The following is a 20,884-nucleotide window of genomic DNA, read 5'->3' as shown; positions in this document are numbered from 1 at the left end:
GGAGAGTGCCGTCCTGCACCTGCCCATGAACCCTGCGCAGGCGGGATGTCCGAGCGAGCATTCGCATCGCAAGTGGCCCGAAGGCGAAAGCACCGTGGGGCCGTCAGCCGTATTCTCCGGGGCCAAATCAAAATGGATCCCAGCCGCCGCCGGGATGACGGTGAGGAGGAGTGTGCCGTCCTGCACCTGCCCTTGGACCCTGCGCAGGCGGGAATTCCGAGCGGACATTCGCATCGCAAATGGCCCGAACGCGAAGCTGCGGACGCAGCGAGTCATGCATATTGATCTTGATTCTGCTCAATTGATCACGGGCATGACCGAAACAATCGTGCCGCATCTCCGGTTTGAACCAGCAGTGCCAGCCCCGAGCGCAAATGCCTCTGTGGCAGCGTATCAGTCGACCGGATCGAGCCAGTTCCAACCCACCTCACCGTCATCCCAGCGAAGGCTGGGATTCATCTTGATCTTGCTTCTCTGCCCTTGGTTCTTCCGGGAAATCAAAACGGACGAGGCAGGTCGATTCGGCGTAGAAACGATGGCGAGAGTCTTGACCGCAAAAGGGCCCGCGGCATCTCAGCCGACCGGATCGAGCCAGTTCCAGCGATCCTCGGTCTTGCCATCGAACAGACCGAAAAACCACTGCTGCATGCGGCGCGTCAGCGGCCCGGCCTTGCCCTCGCCGACCGGTTTGCCATCGACCGAGCGGATCGGGGTGACCTCGGCGGCGGTCCCGCACATGAAGATCTCGTCGGCAAGGTAGAGGTATTCACGCGGCATGTCGCGCTCGATGACCTCGATGCCGTTCTCGCGGGCCAGGGTGATCAGGGTATGGCGGGTGATGCCGTTGAGGATCGCCGCACTGGCCGGCGTGGTATGCAACTGGCCATCGAAGACGAGGAACAGGTTTTCGCCGGCGCCTTCGCTGAGCAGGCCTGTCGAGGCCAGCGCGATGCCTTCGCCGAATCCGAGCCGGCGGGCTTCGCGGGCGATCAGCTGGCCGGAAAGATAGTTGCCGCCAGCCTTGGCTCCGGTCGGAATCGTGTTCGGCGCCATCCGCTGCCAGCTCGAAACGCAGGCATCGATGCCGGCCTCGAGCACGCCCGGGCCGAGGTAGGGACCCATTTCCCAGGTCGCCACAGCGACTTCGGTCGGGGTTTCGGCCGAGAGGCCGAAGCCGCCGAGCCCGCGAAAGGCGACCGGCCGCAGGTAGGCCTTGGTCAGCTTGTTCCTCAGGATCACTTCGCGACAGGCGGCAGCCAGCTCATCGATCGTGTATGGAATGACGATGTCGTAGATCTTCGCCGACATATACAGGCGCTTGAGGTGATCGCTCAGGCGGAAGATTGCCGGGCCTTTCGGCGTCTCGTAGCTGCGGATGCCCTCGAACACCGAGGAGCCGTAGTGCAGGGCGTGCGCCATCACGTGCACGGTCGCTTCGGTCCATGGCTTGATCTTGCCGTTCTGCCAGATGAACTCGGGATAGGTCGCGGCCATGATCGGTGTCCTTTGGGGGATAGCCCTCTATGATAGCGGGCCGGTCGCCCGGGAGCGATCCGGAAGCCTTCTTGCCGCCCTCAGAGGGGCAGCTGCAACCACCAGCAGCCGAGATTCTCGGCCATTTCGAAGCGGCTGACGGCCTCGTAGGGCACCTGGCGATCCTTTTCGGCGACCGTGCGGATGACCAGTTCGAAGGCGAGGCCGGGGTCCTCGCGAGCGCCCCGCCGGGCATAGCGATCGCGCTCCGGATAAAGCGCATAGGATTCGATGTTGATCGACACCAGCGGCTCGGCGATCAGACTGGCCAGCTCGCGCAATGGCGCAATCGCCGAGGCGCCGCCAAAGCCGTCCCAGAGGAACAGTCCGGAGAGGCCGACCGGATTTTTCGCAAGGAACGCGGCCTCGACGCGATCGCGCAGGTCCTCCGGCGAGGTTGGGCAGGTCTGGGTCACGGCCGCGGCGCCGGGCAGGGCACCCGTCGAATCGGTCGTGGTCGTCGATGCCTGGCCGGGATTTGCAGGTGCAGCTTGCACCGGTTGCGCGCATCGGCGGTCGCTGAAGGTCGGTTCGCCGTTCTCACCGATGCAGCGATGGATGCGGCCGCTCTGGCCCCAGGCCGTGCCGCTCAGGATCAATGCCAGCAGCATCAGGCTTGGTTTCAGCTGCAAGCATTGGCGCGCCAGCCAGCGCTTGCCACGCACACGCTGTTCTGCTCTAGTGTCGCCCATGATCTCTCGCGCAACCCAGTCCGTCGCCCACGCAGCCGCTCGCACGAACGGCTCGAATAATAATGCGCGACCAACATTCGGGGCTGGCGTGCGCTGAGGACTACATACCATACACACGCTGAAGGCCCGCCACTGAGCGGGCCTTCTTTTTTTCAGGCTTTCGACAATCCAGGAGTCCGTTCCATGTGTTCGATACTCGGCATCTTCGGCCTGCAGGCCGGCGACAACGGTCCGGCCTTGCGCCGCCTCGCGCTCGAACTCTCGCAGCGCCAGCGCCATCGCGGCCCGGACTGGAGCGGCGTGCATGCCGACGACGGCGCCATCCTCGTGCATGAGCGCCTGGCCATCGTCGATCCGGCCGGTGGCGCCCAGCCGATCCGCTCGGCCGACGGCGAACTCGTGCTCGCCGTCAACGGCGAGATCTACAACCATCGCGAACTCGAACAGGCGCTGACGACCGCCTACACGTTCCAGACCGGCTCGGACTGCGAAATCATCAACGCCCTGTATCGCGAATGCGGGGCCGAGGGCGTCGCGCGCCTGAACGGCATCTTCGCCTTTGCCCTGTGGGACCGCGCGCACCGGCGTTTCATCATTGCCCGCGACCCGATCGGTGTCTGCCCGTTGTACTGGGGCCATGATCGCGAAGGCCGGCTCTGTGTCGCCTCGGAAATGAAGGCCCTGGTCGGCATCTGTGCGGACCTGTCGGCGTTTCCTCCCGGCCACGTCTACGACAGCGCGAGCGGGGCGCTCGTTCGCTACTACATCAAGCCGTGGCGCGAGCATGACGTCACCGAAGGCGTCAGCGTCCCGGCACCGGACCTGCGTGCCGCTTTCGAGGCCGCCGTGCACCGGCAGATGATGACCGACGTGCCGTATGGCGTGCTGCTTTCGGGAGGACTCGACTCGTCGCTGGTGGCGGCCTGCGCGGCACGCTTCGCGCGTCGTCGGGTCGAGGAGGACGACGCCTCTGAAGCCTGGTGGCCGCGGCTGCATTCGTTCGCGATCGGTCTCGAAGGATCGCCCGATCTCGCCGCTGCGGAAATCGCCGCGAAGTCGCTGGGTACCGTGCACCACGGTTTCCGCTACACCTTCGAGGAAGGTCTTGATGCCTTGCCCGAGGTGATCCGTCACGTCGAAACCTACGACGTGACGACGATCCGCGCCTCGACGCCGATGTATCTGCTCGGCCGCAGGATCAAGGCCATGGGCGTGAAGATGGTCCTTTCGGGCGAGGGCTCGGACGAGATCTTCGGTGGCTACCTCTATTTCCACAAGGCGCCGAATGCACGCGAATTCCATGCCGAGACGGTGCGCAAGCTCGATGCCCTGCATCTCTACGATTGCGCGCGCGCCAACAAGTCGATGATGGCCTGGGGCGTCGAGGCGCGCGTGCCCTTCCTCGACCTGGAATTCCTCGACGTGGCCATGCGCATGGACGCGAAATTCAAGATGGCCGGCAACGGCCGCATCGAGAAGGCGATACTGCGCGAGGCCTTCGAAGGTGCCTTGCCCGAGGAAATCCTGTGGCGGCAGAAGGAGCAGTTCAGCGACGGCGTCGGCTACGGCTGGATCGACGGGCTCAAGGCGCATGCCGAAGCCCAGGTCAGTGACCGCGAATTCGCTGCCGCGGCCAAACGCTTCCCGATCAATCCGCCCGCGACCAAGGAGGCCTACTTCTATCGCAGCCTGTTCGAGCAGCATTTCCCCGGTGACGCCTGCGCCCAGACCATCCCCGGCGGCAAGTCGATCGCCTGCTCGTCGGCGGCCGCGATCGCCTGGGATCCTGCGTTCGCCAATGCGGCCGATCCGTCCGGTCGTGCCGTCGCGGGTGTGCACCTTGCAGCGAATGGGTGATGGCGGAGGGAATCGGGAATCGGGAATCGGGAATCGGGAATCGGGAATCGGGAATGGGGAATGGGGAATGGGGAATGGAGAATGGAAAATGGGCGGGAAGACCTTCAGACCCGATGGTTCTCGGCAAGCGGGCCAGAATGGCATCGCGACTGAAGCCGCTTCCAACAACGAAGCGATAACGCGAGCACCGCCATCGAAGCTCGCGTCGCTTGCTCGCCGCTCTTCGTAGGAGCGCCTTCAGGCGCGATGCTCTTGGACACGGTGTCGGGAAGCGCATCGCGGCTGAAGCCGCTCCAACAACGAAGCGGCAACGCGAGATCCGCCATCGAAGCCCGCGTCGCCTGCTCGCCGCTCTTCGCAGGAGCGCGTTCAGGCGCGATGCTCTTTGTCCAGTTGCGGAAAAGCATCGCGGCTGAAGCCGCCTCCTACAAATGACGCGACAGAGCGTTGTCCTGCCCGAGCCGTTCGAGAATCGCCAAGGTCGGTCGCGCGCGATTGAGCGTATAGAAATGCAGGCCCGGCGCGCCGCCTTCGATCAGTCGTCGGCACAGGTCGGCGACCACATCGGCGCTGAAGTCGCGGATCGCGGTGGCGTCGTCGCCGAACGCGCTCAGGCGCTTGGCTAGCCAGCGCGGGATTTCGGCGCCACACAGGTCGGAAAAGCGGCGCAGCTGGCTGAAGTTCGCGATCGGCATGATGCCCGGCACGACCGGCACATCGACGCCGAGCGCGCGAATCGCGTCGACGAAACGGAAATAACCGTCGGCATTGTAGAAATACTGGGTGATCGCGCCGTTCGCGCCGGCCTCGATCTTGCGCTTGAAATGGGCCAGGTCGGCGTGCGCGTCGTTGGCCTGCGGGTGCACCTCGGGATAACAGGCCACCTCGATGTGGAAATGATCCCCAGTCTCGCTGCGGATGAACGCAACCAGATCGCTGGCATAACGGAAATCGCCGACGCTGGCCATGCCCGAGGGCAGGTCGCCACGCAGGGCGACGATGCGACCGACGCCGAGGGCCAGGTAGTCCTCGAGCAGGGCACGGATTTCGGCCCGGGAGCCACCCATGCACGACAGGTGGGGGGCCGCATCAAGTCCGTGGTCCGCACGCAATCCGCGCACCGCTTCGACCGTATGGCTGAGGGTCGAGCCGCCTGCGCCGAAAGTCATCGAAACATACTCCGGATCGGCCGTTTTCAGCAGGCGGACCGATTTCTCGAGCGCCTCGCGCTGCTCGTCGGTCTTGGGCGGAAAGAATTCGAAGCTGATCGCGGTCATTCCGGCGGCCGATCCAGTGGGAACCCCAGTTTATCGCTTCATCGCGATAGATGTACATAAGGCTTGTGCCCACTCGCGCGCGCGCTCGGAAAATGGCCTACTGCGCCTCATGGCTACCGACTCGTTCATTCCTGCCCCGACGACTCCAGGCGGACGCAATCTGCTGCTGCAGGAATTGCGCGAGACCCTCGAGCGTGCGCGGCTCGGCGGCTTCTTCTACCCGATGGCGACCGGTCTCGGCTTTCTGGTCACGAGCCGGGTCTACGTTGTCCCGGCGCTTGCCGTCACCGGCCTTTTTACCCTGCTTGCCCTTGCCAGGCTGGCGTTGCGCGTTTCTGCGAATGCGGGCGGGTCCGAGATCCGGCGCCAGCTCTTGCGGATCTGGTCATTGATCCTGCTGACGACGTTTTCCTGGGGGGCGTTCAGCGCGTGGTCCTTCCTTGAGCTGCCCGAACCGGCGCCGCTGGTCGCCGTATTGTTCTCGGGTGCTTTCGGCATGGCCCTCGCGCATTCCATGTGCATGCGCCGGATTCCATGCGCAGTCGCCATCGCCTCGGTGATGCTGCCGAGCGGGCTCCTGCTCTGGCGCTTCGTGGCACCCGGCGTGGCCATCATGTGGCTGGTCTATGCGAGCTACATGATGCTGGTGCTGCTGCGCAGCTACCGTGAGTACCGGACCCGCCTCGAACTCGAGGAAGACCTGCGCCGGCAACGCGACCTTTTCGAAAAGCAGAGCCTGGACGATAGCCTGACCGGTATCGCCAACCGGCGCGCCTTCACCGAGGCGCTGTCCCGGGCGCTCGCCCGCGCGCGAAGGGGCGGCAAGGCTTCCCTGCTGATCCTCGATATCGATCATTTCAAGCGCATCAACGACAGCTTCGGGCATTCCGCCGGGGATGCCTGCCTGGTCGCCATGGCGCGGCGCCTTCAGGACCTCTTCGACCAGCCAGGCGACGTCGTGGCCCGGCTCGGTGGCGAGGAGTTCGGTGTCGTCCTCGATGCGCCGGAAGACGTTGCCCTGGGGCGTGCCGAAGTCTTCCGCAAGGCGCTCGAAAGCGAGGCGCTGGCCTTTGCTGATAACCGCTCAGTGGTGACCGTCAGTATTGGCTGCGGCGAATTTGATCCCGCCCGTCATGCCGACGCGGATGCCCTGTATCTCGAAGTCGATGCCGCGCTGTATCGGAGCAAGCTGTCCGGCCGCAACAGGACCGAGCGCGCGCAGTCAGGCGCTGCACCGATGCCGGCGGGCATTGCGCCCGCCGGCTGAAGCGGTGACTCAGTAGCGGTAATGCTCGGGCTTGTACGGGCCCTCGACCGGCACGCCGAGGTAGGCGGCCTGGTCCTTGGTCAACGTGGTCAGCTTGACCCCGATCTTCTCGAGGTGCAGGCGGGCGACTTCCTCGTCGAGCTTCTTCGGCAGGATGTAGACCTTGTTCTCGTAGCGGTCCTTGTTCGCCCACAGGTCGATCTGCGCGAGGGTCTGGTTCGAGAACGAGTTCGACATGACGAAGCTCGGATGGCCGGTCGCGCAGCCGAGATTGACCAGGCGACCTTCGGCGAGCAGGAAGATCGAGCTGCCACCCTTGAAGGTGAACTTGTCGACTTGCGGCTTGATGTTGACCTTGGTCACGCCCTCGACCTTGTGCAGCGCATCGACCTGGATCTCGTTGTCGAAGTGGCCGATGTTGCAGACGATGGCCTGGTCCTTCATGGACTTGAGGTGCTCGACGGTCAGCACGTCCTTGTTGCCGGTCGTGGTCACGTAGATGTCGCCGCGGCCGAGTGTCGATTCAACCGTGTTGACCTCGAAACCTTCCATCGACGCCTGCAGGGCATTGATCGGATCGATTTCGGTGACAACGACGCGTGAGCCATAGGCGCGCAGGCTATGGGCGCAACCCTTGCCCACGTCGCCATAGCCGCAGACCACGGCGAGCTTGCCGGCCAGCATCACGTCCATCGCACGCTTGAGGCCATCGGCCAGCGATTCGCGGCAGCCGTAGAGATTGTCGAACTTCGACTTGGTCACCGAGTCATTGACGTTGATGGCCGGGACCAGCAGCTTGCCGGCCTCGAGCATCTGGTACAGGCGGTGCACGCCGGTGGTGGTCTCCTCGGAGACACCCTTCCAGTCCTTGACCACGGAATGCCAGAAGCCCGGGCGTTCCTTGGCGACGCGCTTGAGCAGGTTCTTGATGATCTGCTCTTCGTGCGAGGACGCCGGCTCGTCGACCCACTTGGAGCCATTTTCGAGTTCGTAGCCCTTGTGGATCAGCAAGGTGACGTCGCCGCCGTCATCGACGACGAGCTCCGGACCCTTGTTGCCCGGGAAGGTCAGCGCATCGAGCGTGCAGTCCCAGTATTCTTCGAGCGTCTCACCCTTCCAGGCGAACACCGGCGTGCCCGAAGCCGCGATCGCGGCGGCGGCGTGATCCTGGGTCGAGAAGATGTTGCACGAGGCCCAGCGCACGTCGGCGCCGATGTCCTTGAGGGTCTCGATCAGCACCGCGGTCTGGATCGTCATGTGCAACGATCCGGTCACGCGCACGCCCTTGAGCGGGGCGCTCGGGGCGTATTTCTTGCGGATCGACATCAGGCCAGGCATCTCGTGCTCGGCGATGTCGATTTCCTTGCGGCCGAACTCGGCCAGCGAGATATCGGCAATCTTGTAATCGGTATCCGGGGTGTTCTTTACGACGGCATTCATGCGGTTCGCTCCGTTCAATTGGGGCGGGCGCCGTTCTACGGGAATCGCGTGCCGAGCCTGTGTCCGGTTCCGTCGCGGAACTGACCTGCAGCGCCCCTCGGCAGCGAGAGGGGCCATAGTATATCGCTTATTCGCGATGGAAGGATATGTTACGGGAAAAATCGTTCAGGTTACCGGCTGAAAGCACGAAGCCACACGATATCTGTCAGCCCGGAATCGTATCAGGGTGGACATAGCCATGGAGCGAGTTGATCACCGCGTTTCGCGGCTCTCGGGGGTCAGCACGGTCCTCGGGGTGGGGGTTACTGTCGTGCCATCGCATAGGTTGGACTCGGCCGAGGGCTCGGCTTATTAGCGTCGAATTTGGCGGGGGCTGTATCACGTGGCGGCGCGTAGGGCTTGCCATGAGAAGTTCTTCGAGGAGGATGTGGATCGCGAGTGTTTTCGGGGCCGCTCAGTAAAGTCGCCTCGCTTGTCAGTTGGCGCAGTGCCATGCCAATTCCCCAGTCGAGATCGACGTCATTCAAGCGTCGGCCTGGCCGCGGGAAATACCTCGAATGAAAGTACGTCAGTCTGACGGCGGGACCTTTCACTTCCCTGCGCTACGCTCAGGACGAACGGGATTTTTTTCGCTGTTTCCTTCGGTGTAGAGAGTTTCTTCGAACGGGTGCCTGAAATTTCGGTGACTCCTTGTCTCATACAAGGGCCTGGCATGGGTTCTGTCGATTCCGACGATGGCATGACCTGTCCGGATCGGGCATGGCAGGGCGCTGCTTCACGTGACAACAAGAGGGGAACCAGGTGAGGTGGAGGTCGCCGGATCCTCAGCGCATTGCTGGGCTGTTCGGGTGGCGCCCGCCAGGGCTCAGGACGAAACGCCACGTGCAGCCAGCGCCGGTTGCTGGCGATAGAACTGGCAGAGCAGGCGGTAGACCGCCGGCAATGACTTCTCCATTTCCACGGGCGCCTCGAAAAAAGACTCGCTGCAAACGGCGAAGAACTCGGCCGGGTCGGTCAGCGCATAATCGTCGATCGGCAGCGCGCGCCCGTGTGCATCATCCTCGTGCAATCGCGTCCACGCCGCGGTGAAGGTGTCGTGCCACTCACCCGGACGCATGTCCGGATGCATCGGCGGGGAACCGTTGGCGCCGTCGCGCAGCATGTCGAGCTTGTGCGCCAGTTCGTGGATGACGACGTTGTAGGCATGCCCGTGTTGCGAGTGTGCACCTGTCTCGCAGATGGCTTGCCAGGACAGCACGACAGGGCCTTGCAGCCAGGCTTCGCCACTCAGCTCGCTCGGTCCCGAATGGACCACGCCGTCGTCGTCGAGATAGTCCTGGTCGACGATGTAGTCGCCTTCGTAGACGATGATCGTCTGGAAGTGGTCGTACCAATCCAGCCCGAGCCCGAGGATCGGCACGCAGGCCATGGTCGCGAGCTTCAGGCACATGGCGTCGGTCAGTTCGAAATCGCCACCCGCGGTGACGGTCTTGGTGGCAAGGAAGCGCAGGCTGGCGTCGCGCAGCGCGACCCGTTCGGCGCCCTGGTAGCGGTTCGCCACGGGCCAGTCTGAAATGGCCGATTCCCACTGGGCATCGCTGACACCCATTTTCCTGATGCGCCGCCTCACGAGCCAATCGCTGATCCAGATCATGTCTATCGGGTTGCTCGTTGTGCGCAGGCGATTGTTGCTTGTTCAGTGGGCCGATCGTACGGCCTTCAGGGGTGGCGATTTTCACCAAGCCAGCCCGGCTCGGTGGACGAGGTCGTATGTGGGGCGAGTCATCGGGCGCTCACCGATGGAAGACTTGCCGAAGCGATTGAGGGTGACATTGCGCTGCATGGGCAGGACATCGCAGACCCAACTGGATGATAGCCCGGACGAGCCCACAGTCTGCGCGAGCCGCGATCCGCGGGCGAAAGGCCGGCTCATTTCTTGGACCTGCCCATGATCCTGGAGCCTTCGGGCGGGCGATTCGGGTGGCGGAAAGCAAAAAAAAACGGGCCGCAAAGCGGCCCGTTTGAAGTTCACAGCTGGCCTGGGCCGTTACGGCGTCGGCTGGCAGGTCTCGACCTTCAGATTGTCGATGTAGAAGCCGTTCGGCGACGGAGCGGCGGTATTGGAGTCGGTGACCGCGCGGAAGCGCAACTGCACCGACTGACCGGCATAGCCCTCGAGGTCGACCACCGAAACCCTCGGTGAAGTCGGTACCGGGCTCGGCGCATGGCACCAGCCGAGTGCGCCGGCATTTGCTTCGCCGGCGGAAACCAGGCCGTCGTACGGATCGGTGAACAGGCGGCTGTTCTCGACATAGGTGAACGCACCCGCGCCCGCCTTGATGTCGATCGTGCCGTTGTCCCAGCAGCCGGTCGGACCGTCGGTCTCGAAGCTGTGGTAGGTCTCGTAGGTCAGGTACACCTCCGCTGCGCTGCCGGGGATGTTGATCGTCGGCGAGATCAGGCCGCGGTCGCTGGTGGTCTCGTTGTTGATGATGCCCCAGACGGTGGTCGACAAGCCGGTATTGGCCGGAGCCGTGACCTGACCCCAGTTCGACGCACCGGTACCCGCCGTCGTCCAGCCATTGGTGCCGCTCTGGAAGTTGTCGGAGAAGAGCGACGTGAGGGTCGTTCCACTCGGGCACTGGCCGATGACACCGGTGGTGAAGGCAAAGACCGTCGAGGTCGTGCCGGTGCCGCAGTAGTTGTTCGGCGTGACGCGCCAGAAGTACTGGGTCGACTGATTCAGGGCCGTGCTCACCTTCCAGCTCGTGGTCGATACCGTGGCGCTGGCGACGATGTTGGCGAAGCCCGCGTCGCTGGCAACCTGGACGGTATAGTCGAGCGCGCCGGCAACGGCGGCCCAGCTCAGGGTCGGCAGGATCTTGATGCCCGTGGCGTTGTTGGCCGGGCTGGTCAGGGTCGGGGCACCGGCGGCAGCCGTCGAAACGCCGAGACTCATCGAGGCCGAGCGAGTCAGCGGGCCGCTGACGCCATCAACCGAGAACGTGTATTCACCGGCGGCAATCGATGCACCGTTGACCAGGGTCACCACGCTCGATCCCGGCGCGGCGATCGGATTGGCCGAGAAGCTGGCGCTGGTGCCGCCCGGAATGCCCACCTCGGTCAGGGTAACCGGTCCGGTGAAGCCGTTCAGCACGCCGGCGCGAACGGTCCAGGTCGGATCGCCCGCTGCCGTTGCACTGCACACTTCAACGCGCTTCGGCGATTCATTGACCAGCAGGAAGTCCGGCGTACCGCAGTCCGGGAACTTGAACGTGCAGACGCGGGTGCTGAAGTTGCGGGCCGACGAGGTGGCGTAGTACTCGGTCGTGAAGTAGAACGTGCACTGGTCGACCGGATCGACGCTCATCGACGAATAGTCGCCCCAGCGTCCGGCGGCGTCGGTCTGCGAGCCATTCGCGATGCCGGCCGTGCAGGTCTGTTCGTCGCGCATCGTGCCCGGTGCGTCGGTGGCCTTGCGCGCCGTATACATAATCTGCGGGTTGATCGTCGCACTCGACTTGGAGAAGCCCAGGCCGATGTTCTGGTTCGCATCGATGGCGATGCCGCCCATCCAGCGGTTCTGGCCGTCGGCGATCGCGTAGGTGCCTTCGTCGAGCAGGGTCTTGGTCATGACCGTCTGCGGCACGACGGTCGGCAACGGCGTGCCCTCATAGCCATCACCGAAGATACGGTCGGTAACGCCGACCGGCTCCACGGCCGGTTGCAGGTTGAAGTGCAGCCACTTGACGCCGGCGTTCAGCGCGCTGCCCTGGACGACGTGGTTGATGACCAGCGAGATGCGTGTCGGCGCGTCCTTGGAGAAGGCACGTGCCGTGGCGCGGTACATCGTGTTGGAGCCGAACGAGTCCAGATCCGCGCTCGCTGCATTGAGCTGTGGAATGCTGTCGAAGAACGGGAAGAATGACGAGCTCGCCACCGTGTTCGGTGCGGAAATGGTCGAATTGGCCGGTGTGGTCCAATCCAGGCACATATCCCAGAACCGGTAGTTGCTGGCGGAGAAGTCGAAATGGACGAAGGTCGGGCAGGTGCCGCCCGGTGCTTCCTTGAGTCCGCTCAGGTGGATAGCCTGGACGCCGTAGGCGTCAAAGCCGGGGAAACGCACCATGGCGGCGGTGGGGTCGCCGACCAGCATCTTGTCGCGTTCCATGGCGATCATCGCCGCCCCTAGGAAGGCCTGCGGGCTGGTCTGGAATTCGTGCGTGGTCAGCAGGTAAGCATTCTGGCGATGATTTTCCTCAGTCCAGATGCCCATGTGCGGGTAGTCGCCGAAGTTCGGCCAATTGAACTCGTAGCGGTAGTAGGTGCCGAGCGGATCCGAGGTCGTCGAGACGGCGACGCACTGCGCAAACGGTGCGCTTGTCACGAACTGGCTCATGACCCAGCGCTTGGCCTGCGCGTCCCACAGGGCGATCGGGTCACCCGAATTGGTGGTCTGGCACTTGCCGCCAAAGCCTGCAAAGAACGAGTTGCCGGCGGTCGGTGCTTGGATCACGGCGCCGGTCGACTTGTCGTAGACGGCCCACTTGCTGTTGACCCACTGGATGTAGTGCTGGTCACTGACATCGCCGTTGGTGTCGGGTGGAATGCAGCCGCCACACGCGGTCGGATTGCCGATCGCATTGAAGGCGAGTCCAAGGGTCGGAGCCGGCGTGCCGGTCGGCGCCCGCTGCACGCCCGAGTAGTCGGGAACGGTCCAGGCATTGGCCGGACTCTGCGGCTTGATGAAGATGTTGGGGATGACGGTCCCTTCGTTTTCCGTCCCGTAATTCCGTGGCAGGTTGCGGATGATGTCACGCATCGGTTCGGATACATCGAAGCGAACGGCGTGAAGTACGGTCGGGGCCGGACTGGCCGCGTGGGCTGCGAACGCAAGCAAAGCGCCGGCGCCCAGTGTGATCATTCGGTATCGCAAAAGCATGTTGAAGGCTCCTCATCAAGATACGGTTCGTACTTGCGCTTCAACGAGTGGCCGCAGTGTGCCGCTCGGTCAAAATTTCGATCATTCGGGTCCGTGCTGTCGGACCTGCTAGCCCCCGGGGGGGCGGGTGAGCAGGTTCAACTGATCGTCGAGATAGGATTTGTTTTCCTGAGTCAGGGAGGAATCCCCCAGCGCCTCCTCAAGCGCCCCTTGTTTGTCCGCCGGGTACACGGTCCCCAGAACAGCGCAGGCCCTTTCGACGAACAGCCGGTTGGGGCTGCGCAGCCAGCGGGTCACGGATTCCAGCGGAACCGGAACAAGCTTGGCCTCGAGCTCAGCGAACGCCAAAAGCACAAGGCCCGTCGGGTCTTTAGCACCAGAAGCATATCCGCCTATCGGCGTAGATGCCAGTACTGCCCGGATCGCATCGGCCCACCAGTCGCCAAGTATCCGCGGCCTCTCGGCTGCTGCACTGATCAGCAGCAAACGCACCGGCAGACTGGTTTCGGGGTCCCCGCCGATACGGGCAATGGCCGCGCGATCCTTTGCATTCAAGCGCTTGCCGAGTTCAATGTCGTATGCAACCTGTCCGGCAGCGAGCAACTGGAGAGGGCGGTCATCGCCCACCAGCGCATTCATCAGGAGTCGGCGCAAGCGTCGGGATTCCCGTCCGCGTTCGCTTTGCGCCAGCGCAAGGATCTTCTGGATCGTCTCGGTATTCCTGAACAGCGCGGGCTCGAGACCGACGCTGGTGGTCAGCACGCCGCCGCGCCGATTGGGTGCCATGCCGCCGGGGTGCTGGCGGTCGTGGTGGAACAAGGTGTAGCCGACCACATAGGTCTCACCGATCCTTGCCGAAGACATGGCGTCTTCGCCGGCGCGCACATCGACCAGCTCGGGCACGTCGACGGCCTTGCCATAGACCTTGATGCGCTTGAAGACGAGGCGGCCGGCCGGGTTGATCTCGGTCAGCTCGCCGAGGATCAGGCGCGATTCCGGGGAAAACAGCTGTTCCAGTGGGGGTTGCGCGGGGCCGGCATGGGCCATGCTGGCGAAGGCCAGCAAATACAAGGCGGCAAGAAAACAGTACAGGGGCCCGATGGCCCTCAGGCGTCCGAAATTCAGCATGCGGTCTTCCAGAAGTGGATGGCATGCTGAAAGGGAGCGCAAGCATGCCGTTAGGCCTTCAAGCCTACTGCATGCATGGAATCCGGGAAACCCGCCGGCGGAGGCCGGCGGGTACCTGGGAGGAGGCTACTTCAGCTTCGCGTCCGAGCGCAGCGCCTCGGCCTTGTCGGTCTTCTCCCACGAGAACGCCGTGAACGACGAGCCATCGGCCAGCTTGACCAGCTCCGGCGCGCGGCCGAAGTGCCCGTAACTGGCGGTGCGCTGGTACATCGGATGGACCAGGTCGAGCATCTTGATGATGCCGTAGGGGCGCAGGTCGAAATGCTTGCGGATCAGCTTCTCGATCTTCTCGTCGGCGATCTTGCCGGTGCCGAAGGTGGTTACCGAGATCGAGGTCGGCTCGGCCACGCCGATTGCGTAACTGACTTGCACCTCGCACCGGTCGGCGATGCCGGCCGCGACAACGTTCTTGGCCACGTAGCGCGCCGCATAGGCGGCCGAACGATCGACCTTGGACGGATCCTTGCCCGAGAATGCGCCCCCGCCATGGCGGGCCCAGCCACCGTAGGTATCGACGATGATCTTGCGTCCAGTCAGGCCGCAATCGCCGACCGGGCCGCCGATGACGAACTTGCCGGTCGGGTTGATGTGGAACTTGGTGCCCTTGTGCAGCCACTTGGCCGGCAGCACGGGCTTGAGGATATGCTCGCGCACCGCCTCGATCAGGTCCTTCTGCTTGACCGACGGATCGTGCTGGGTCGACAGCACTACCGCATCGATGGCCACGGCGACGCCATCCTCGTAGCGCAGGGTCACCTGCGACTTCGCATCCGGACGCAGCCACGGCAGCGGCGAGTTCTTCTTCTTGCGCACCTTGGCCTGCTGTTCGACCAGGCGGTGCGAGTAGTAGATCGCGGCCGGCATGAACTCCTTCGTTTCGTTGGTCGCATAGCCGAACATCAGGCCCTGGTCACCGGCACCCTGTTCTTCGGGCTTCTTGCGGTCGACGCCCTGGTTGATGTCGGGCGACTGCTTGCCGATCAGGTTGAGCACGCCGCAGGTCTCGCCATCGAAACCGACATGCGAGCTGTTGTAGCCGATGTCGAGGATGACCTTGCGGGTCAGCGTCTCGAGGTCGATCCAGGCGCTCGTGGTCACCTCGCCGGCGACGATCGCCACGCCGGTCTTGACCATGGTCTCGCAGGCGACACGGGCGCGCTTGTCCTGCAGCAGGATGGCGTCGAGCACGGCATCGGAAATCTGGTCGGCGACCTTGTCCGGGTGGCCTTCGGAAACCGATTCGGAGGTGAACAGGGTGCTGCTCATTGCGTCATATATCCTTCAATGCGGATGGATGGATAAATAAAGGCGCGCATCATACACGCCTGCTCCGGGTTTTGCAGGGTAGCAATGAGCGGGAGACAGGGCCAATCCTGCCGTTCGGACATGACAATCGGATGCGTCTCCGTGATGGGGGTGCGGGGAAGTCAGAACGGGTCGATCCGGCGCGAGTGTGCGCGAATCCGCGACTCGGGGCGGAGTTCAGGGCCGGCCCATGCGGCTAGACTCGGCATTCATGCACCGTCCACGAGGCCCCCATGACCCGTTCCAGTATTTCGCGTTTCCCGCTCGCCCTGGCCATTTCGTTCGCGCTGATGCCGGCCTATGCCATGCAGGCACCACTGGCCGGGGATTCCGGCCGCCTCGCCTTCAACGCCGTGACCAGCCTTGATACGCCTGAAGGGCGATTCGCTGCCGATGGCCGCGCGGTCGTCCTCTACCAGCCCGCCTTCCGTGCCCGCCAGGCGGGCAGTGTCGAGGCGATGGCGCGCGAATTCCTCGTTGCCCGCGCCGCCCGGCTCGGCATCGATTCGAGCCCGGCCCGGCTGCAGACCGCGTTCCAGCGAGACGATGGCGCATTTTCGGTCGTACGCTTCACGCAGACCCTGAACGACGTGCCGGTGTACGGCAGCGACATCGCGGTCACGGTGCGCAAGGATGGCGAGATCCTGTTCGTCAGCAGCGAAGCGCGCCCGCGGATCGATGCGATCGCGACGACCCCGGCGCGTTCGGTGGATGCAGTGCGTCAGGACGTCGAGCGTACCCTCGGCATGACTTCGGCGCAGGACGAAACTTCGCCGCGCCTGATGGTCTACGCCGATTCGGCACCGACCCGGCTGGTCTGGGTGTATGTGCTGCGCGACGTTTCGCGCAGCGGCGCCTGGGAAGTGGTCGCCGACGCCGCGACCGGCGAGATCATCGATTCGCACGACACCAGCCTCTACGTAAACGGCACGGCCACGGTCTTCGACCCCGATCCGATGACGACCTCGGGCGCGACCTACGGACAGACCGGATACACCGATTCGAACGATGCCGATTCGGCCCAGTTGACCGCCCAGCTGCAGAGCGTGACGCTCAACGACATCACATCGGCAGCCGGTGTGTTCCGGCTCGAAGGACCGTGGGCGCGTTGCGACGACTGGGATGCACCGTCCGGCGGGGTCAACGATTGCCCGACCCCGGCGACATCGGATTTCAGCACGACCCGCAACGACCAGAAGTTCGAGGGCCCGCATGTCTACCATCTGATCGACAAGCAGATGCGTTACCTCAACCTGACCCTTGGTGTGACGGTCGTGCCGAATACGGTGGCCGGCGGCGTGCGCTTCGATCCGCATGGCTTCAACGGCGACGACAATTCCTCGTTCACGCCTTCGAGCGATCGTTTGACCTTCGGCGAGGGCGGCGTCGACGATGCCGAGGACGCCGACGTGGTCCTGCACGAGCTCGGCCACGGCCTGCACGACTGGGTCACCAACGGCGGCCTGTCGCAGACCCAGGGCCTCTCGGAGGGCGTCGGCGACTACTTCGCCAGCTCCTACAACCGCTCGACCGGCCACTGGACGCCATCCGACCCGCAGTGGTTCTGGATGTTCCACTGGGACGGCCACGGCACCGACACCTGGCCCGGCCGGGTCACCAACTGGAACCTCACGCATACCTATCCCGGCAATCTCGGTTCGGGTATCCATGCCCAGGGCCAGTATTGGGCATCGTGCAACCTGGTCGCCTGGGTTGCGATCGGTCGCGACGCGATGGACAAGGCGATGCTGCGCGGCCTGGCCATGACCAGCGCCAGCTCGAACCAGAAGGACGCTGCGCAGGCGATCATCACCGCGGCGGCCACGATGGGCTATTCGCCGAGTCAGATTGCTGCGCTCGGATCGGCTTACAACACCAGCTGTACGTACAACGTCACGGTGCCATCGACCGACCTGATCTTCGCCCACGGCTTCGAAAACTGACGGTCGGCCCGCGCAGGCCACCTGCCGAACCGGGCAGGTGGCCTTGCCGGGCCCGCGCGTCCTAACGGAGGTGATGCGCTGGATGCGTGGCCCTTGCGGCGAACCGCCGCGAGTCGGGCCTGCCTTCGGCTTTGGCCCCGGGCCGCAGTCCGTTAGACTGCGCGCCTTGCGCTGGCTGCCGCGTGCCGGCCCGCCCCTTTCGAATCCGATTCCATGACCGTCTTCAGTGGCACCGTCCGGGCCCATCCCGACTCCCGCCTCGCCATCATCGCCAGCCGCTGGAATCCACGCATCGTCGATGCGCTGATCGATGGCGCCATGCGCGCGTTGGCGGACCACGGCGTAGCCGCCGAAGCGATCGACCTGATCCGTGTGCCGGGCGCGTGGGAAATCCCGATGGCGGCGGCGCGCGTGGCCAGGGCCAGCAAGCATGCCGCCATCCTGGCCGTGGGTTGCGTCGTGCGCGGGGATACCCGTCACTATGAGCACGTCGCCGATGGTTGCGCCGAGGGCCTGATGCGCGTCGCCCTCGAATCCGGTCTGCCGGTACTGAACGGTGTACTGGCGGTCGAGGTGCACGCCGATGCCGAGGCGCGTGCCGGCGGCGCCCACGGCAACAAGGGCGAGGAAATCGCTCTGGCCGCGCTTGAAATGATCGATCTGGAGAAACAGCTGTGAATGCGAGTAACCGTCCCGAAGGTGTCGACCTGGCCGCACGTTCGCGTTCGCGCCGACGGGCCCTGCAAGCGATCTATGCCTGGCAGGTCGGCGGCAACCGCATGATCCAGGTGATCGAGCAGTTCCGCCACGAGCAGGACATGGAGATCGCCGACCTCGAGTATTTCGAGGATCTGCTGCGCGGCGTCGAGAAGCACCTGGCCGAACTCGATGCCGGCATCCGCACCCACATCGATCGCGAAATCAGCGAAGTCGATCCGATCGAGCGCGCGGTCATGCGCATCGGCGCCTACGAACTGCGCCATCGCCCCGACGTACCGTATCGCGTGATCATCAACGAGGCGCTCGAAGTGACCAAGCGCTTCGGCGCTGACCAGGGCCACACCTACGTCAACGGCGTGCTCGACAAGCTGGCCGCCGAGTGGCGCGCCGTCGAGTACCGCGGCAAGGGCCGCTGATCCGGCGCGGTCGGCCTCAGCCGCCATGGCCGAATTCGACCTGATCGAACTATTCCGCTCGCGTTGCGCGCGAGTGCGCGCCGACGTCACGCTCGGCATCGGCGATGACGCTGCCGTGGTCGCCGTTCCGGCCGGCTGCGAGCTCGTCGTCTGCACCGACACCCTGGTCGCCGGCGTGCATTTTCCGCTACACACCCAGGCAGCCGACATCGGCTGGAAGGCGCTGGCGGTCAACCTCAGCGATCTGGCTGCGATGGGCGCGACGCCGGCCTGGGCGACCCTGGCCCTGACCCTGCCGGATGCCAATCGCGCATTTGTCGAGCACTTCGCCAGCGGCTTTGCCGAATTGGCTGAGCAACACGCACTTGCGCTGATCGGCGGCGACACCACGCGCGGGCCACTGACGGCCAGCGTGACCGCATTCGGATTCGTGCCGATCGGCATGGCCCTGCGTCGCGATGGCGCTCGCGTGGGCGATGCGGTTCTTGTCACCGGAACAATGGGCGATGCCGCGGCCGGACTTGGCTGCGTGGGTGAGCAGGAACGGGACACAGCCATTGTTCCATCGGCACCAGAGTCGGCCCGTATAGCACTGCGCGCCCGTCTCGATAGACCGCAGCCGCGAATCGCTGTCGGCGAAATGCTGCGCGGTAGGGCCAGCGCCTGTATTGACGTCTCGGACGGTCTGGTCGCCGATCTCGGCCACATCGCCGCGGCGAGCGGGGTCGGTATCGAAATCGAATTGGCCAGGGTGCCGGCATCCGAAGCATTCCGCGCCGCGGTCGTGGCCGATCGACAGTCGACGCTGCAACTGGCCGGTGGCGACGACTATGAGCTCGCCTTCACTATCGCCGAAGCCGATGTCGAGGCGGCGCTCGCTGCGCTGCGCGCCAGCGGGTTGCCGACGACGCGCATCGGGCGCGTGGTTCGAGGCAGCGGCGTTCTCGTCCTCGATCGCGATGGAAACCCGATGGACTTGCCGCGCCGCGGCTGGGAGCACTTCACGTGAAACTCGACCGCGAGCAACGCCGTGCGGTGCTCGGTCACCCGGCCGGCTGGATCGCGAGTGGGTTCGGTTCGGGCCTCAGCCGCTACGCGCCCGGAACGGCCGGATCAGCCGCTGCGCTGATTCCGTGGCTGGGATTGCGCGAATTGCCGATTGTCGCCGTGGTCGCGATCATTGCTGTCGCGTTCGCGATCGGCGTGTGGGCGTCGAATGTGGTCATCGGACGATTGCGCATCAGCGATCCCGGCGTCATCGTCTGCGACGAGTTCGTCGGTCAGTGGATCACGCTGCTGCCCTTGCTGATCTGGCCGGTGCATTGGGTCTGGTTGCTGGTCGGTTTTTTCCTGTTCCGCCTGTTCGATGTCTGGAAGCCGTGGCCGTGTTCGTGGGCAGATCGTCACGTGAAGGGGGGCTTCGGGGTCATGCTCGACGACGCACTGGCCGGAATCTATGCGGCCATGGCGCTGGCTCTGGTCACTCGGATCTGATCGGTTCAGAGGATACCTGCGCAGGTTCGAGGTCGGCGGCGCGGCGATTCGGCGCCGGATCGGCTGGGCTTTTTCCGGGCCGGGAGCCGGCTCGTCGTCCCTTCGTTCTTCAGACCGCACTGAATGGCGCATTCTGCCTGGCACATTCTTCCATTCGCCCGCGGCGAGCGAGTCACTCCGATTCCACTGTGGGAGCGCCTTCAGGAGCGATGCTCTCTCTCTCTGCACGACTCGAACTTCTGCGTCGTCGTGCGTACGCAGGTCGGGACCTTGTGACTCGGCTTCTGCGCATGTTCGCGCATCGATTCGCGGCGTATTCCTAGGGCAGAAGCAGAGCTTTCACTCGCCTTCGTAGAGCGAGTCACTGCAATTCCACTGTAGGAGCGCCTTCAGGCGCGATGCCTTTCCGCACGATTCGAACATCCACGCCGTTGTCCCTATGCAGGCAGGGATCCAGTGATTGTGCTTGTCGCTCTGATCGACATCGCTTCGCGGCGCATGCCTGAATCCAAAGCAGAGCTTTCACTCGCCCGCGGCGAGCGAGTCACTTCGCTTGCACTGTAGGAGCGCCTTCAGGCGCGATGCTTTCCTGCACACTTCGAACTTCTACATCGTCGTCCCTGCGCAGGGAGGGACCCAGTGCCTTGGCCTTTCCGCTTGTCCGTGCATCGCTGCGCGGTGCATTCGTGGGGGTAAGGGCTTTCACTCGCCTTCGGCGAGCGAGTCACTTTCTCTTGCGTGGCCAAGAGAAAGTAACCAAAGAGAAGGCCACCCCAAAGCGGTGGTCTCCGGGCATCCTGCCCTGCGACT

At 64.3% G+C, this 20,884-nt stretch carries 16 protein-coding genes and 1 riboswitch; of the genes, 7 read left to right on the top strand and 9 right to left on the bottom strand.

All coding sequences use genetic code 11. The annotated features are described in order from the left end of the window. Positions 1 to 573: 573 nt before the first annotated feature. Together BM125_RS12885 and BM125_RS19865 are read right to left on the bottom strand one after the other, a co-directional pair. Positions 574 to 1,494, bottom strand: a complete 921-nt coding sequence (locus tag BM125_RS12885) for a branched-chain amino acid transaminase (RefSeq protein WP_092408610.1) — start codon at positions 1,492 to 1,494, stop codon at positions 574 to 576. Positions 1,495 to 1,574: 80 nt separating this feature from the next. Beyond that, positions 1,575 to 2,225: a hypothetical protein gene (locus BM125_RS19865; protein ID WP_139224995.1), complete on the bottom strand. Its 651-nt coding sequence runs from the start codon at positions 2,223 to 2,225 to the stop codon at positions 1,575 to 1,577. Between the two features lie 183 nt (positions 2,226 to 2,408). Between BM125_RS19865 and asnB the strand changes: the two genes are divergently transcribed. Further along, positions 2,409 to 4,082 (top strand): asparagine synthase B, encoded by a 1,674-nt coding sequence (gene asnB / locus BM125_RS12875; RefSeq protein WP_092408606.1) that lies wholly within the window; start codon positions 2,409 to 2,411, stop codon positions 4,080 to 4,082. A 104-nt stretch (positions 4,083 to 4,186) separates the two neighbouring features. On the opposite strand, the gene BM125_RS20250 is transcribed toward asnB, so the two are convergent. Beyond that, positions 4,187 to 4,489 (bottom strand): hypothetical protein, encoded by a 303-nt coding sequence (locus BM125_RS20250; RefSeq protein ID WP_175498072.1) that lies wholly within the window; start codon positions 4,487 to 4,489, stop codon positions 4,187 to 4,189. Positions 4,490 to 4,507: 18 nt separating this feature from the next. Continuing rightward, complete coding sequence (metF, locus tag BM125_RS12870) at positions 4,508 to 5,359, bottom strand: methylenetetrahydrofolate reductase [NAD(P)H] (protein WP_092408604.1); 852 nt, start codon at positions 5,357 to 5,359, stop codon at positions 4,508 to 4,510. 109 nt (positions 5,360 to 5,468) lie between these two features. Between metF and BM125_RS12865 the strand changes: the two genes are divergently transcribed. Next, positions 5,469 to 6,626 carry a GGDEF domain-containing protein gene (locus BM125_RS12865; protein ID WP_092408602.1) on the top strand — a complete coding sequence of 386 codons (1,158 nt, stop codon included), beginning with the start codon at positions 5,469 to 5,471 and terminating at the stop codon, positions 6,624 to 6,626. 9 nt (positions 6,627 to 6,635) lie between these two features. On the opposite strand, the gene ahcY is transcribed toward BM125_RS12865, so the two are convergent. From ahcY to metK, 5 genes are all read right to left on the bottom strand, one after another. Beyond that, positions 6,636 to 8,066 carry an adenosylhomocysteinase gene (gene ahcY, locus BM125_RS12860; RefSeq protein ID WP_092408600.1) on the bottom strand — a complete coding sequence of 477 codons (1,431 nt, stop codon included), beginning with the start codon at positions 8,064 to 8,066 and terminating at the stop codon, positions 6,636 to 6,638. A gap of 18 nt (positions 8,067 to 8,084) precedes the next feature. After that, positions 8,085 to 8,171: riboswitch (S-adenosyl-L-homocysteine riboswitch) on the bottom strand. A gap of 760 nt (positions 8,172 to 8,931) precedes the next feature. Next, positions 8,932 to 9,720, bottom strand: a complete 789-nt coding sequence (locus tag BM125_RS12855; RefSeq protein WP_092408598.1) for a M90 family metallopeptidase — start codon at positions 9,718 to 9,720, stop codon at positions 8,932 to 8,934. A gap of 393 nt (positions 9,721 to 10,113) precedes the next feature. Continuing rightward, entirely contained in the window at positions 10,114 to 12,888 is a 2,775-nt protein-coding gene (locus BM125_RS12850) for a hypothetical protein (RefSeq protein WP_175498071.1), read from the bottom strand. Positions 12,889 to 13,116: 228 nt separating this feature from the next. Then, complete coding sequence (locus BM125_RS12845) at positions 13,117 to 14,136, bottom strand: hypothetical protein (RefSeq protein ID WP_092408594.1); 1,020 nt, start codon at positions 14,134 to 14,136, stop codon at positions 13,117 to 13,119. A 126-nt stretch (positions 14,137 to 14,262) separates the two neighbouring features. Next, positions 14,263 to 15,462: a methionine adenosyltransferase gene (gene metK / locus BM125_RS12840; RefSeq protein ID WP_092408592.1), complete on the bottom strand. Its 1,200-nt coding sequence runs from the start codon at positions 15,460 to 15,462 to the stop codon at positions 14,263 to 14,265. 272 nt (positions 15,463 to 15,734) lie between these two features. Between metK and BM125_RS12835 the strand changes: the two genes are divergently transcribed. The 5 genes from BM125_RS12835 (at position 15,735) to BM125_RS12815 (ending at position 20,074) form a co-directional block, all read left to right on the top strand. Further along, positions 15,735 to 17,444 carry a hypothetical protein gene (locus BM125_RS12835; RefSeq protein WP_092408590.1) on the top strand — a complete coding sequence of 570 codons (1,710 nt, stop codon included), beginning with the start codon at positions 15,735 to 15,737 and terminating at the stop codon, positions 17,442 to 17,444. Between the two features lie 213 nt (positions 17,445 to 17,657). Beyond that, positions 17,658 to 18,122, top strand: a complete 465-nt coding sequence (gene ribH / locus BM125_RS12830) for a 6,7-dimethyl-8-ribityllumazine synthase (protein ID WP_092408588.1) — start codon at positions 17,658 to 17,660, stop codon at positions 18,120 to 18,122. Next, positions 18,119 to 18,580, top strand: a complete 462-nt coding sequence (gene nusB / locus BM125_RS12825) for a transcription antitermination factor NusB (RefSeq protein WP_092408586.1) — start codon at positions 18,119 to 18,121, stop codon at positions 18,578 to 18,580. Before ribH ends, nusB begins: the two co-directional genes overlap by 4 nt. Positions 18,581 to 18,605: 25 nt before the next feature. After that, entirely contained in the window at positions 18,606 to 19,589 is a 984-nt protein-coding gene (thiL, locus tag BM125_RS12820; protein ID WP_092408584.1) for a thiamine-phosphate kinase, read from the top strand. Continuing rightward, positions 19,586 to 20,074, top strand: coding sequence for a phosphatidylglycerophosphatase A family protein (locus BM125_RS12815; protein WP_092408582.1), 489 nt, complete (start codon positions 19,586 to 19,588; stop codon positions 20,072 to 20,074). The genes thiL and BM125_RS12815 overlap by 4 nt, the downstream gene beginning before the upstream one ends. Positions 20,075 to 20,884: the final 810 nt, after the last annotated feature.

The sequence above is a fragment of the Dokdonella immobilis genome (assembly GCF_900115085.1).
Lineage (GTDB): Bacteria > Pseudomonadota > Gammaproteobacteria > Xanthomonadales > Rhodanobacteraceae > Dokdonella > Dokdonella immobilis.
The sequence above is the reverse complement of the archived record's forward strand: the minus strand, read 5'-3'. Positions and strand labels throughout refer to the sequence as shown.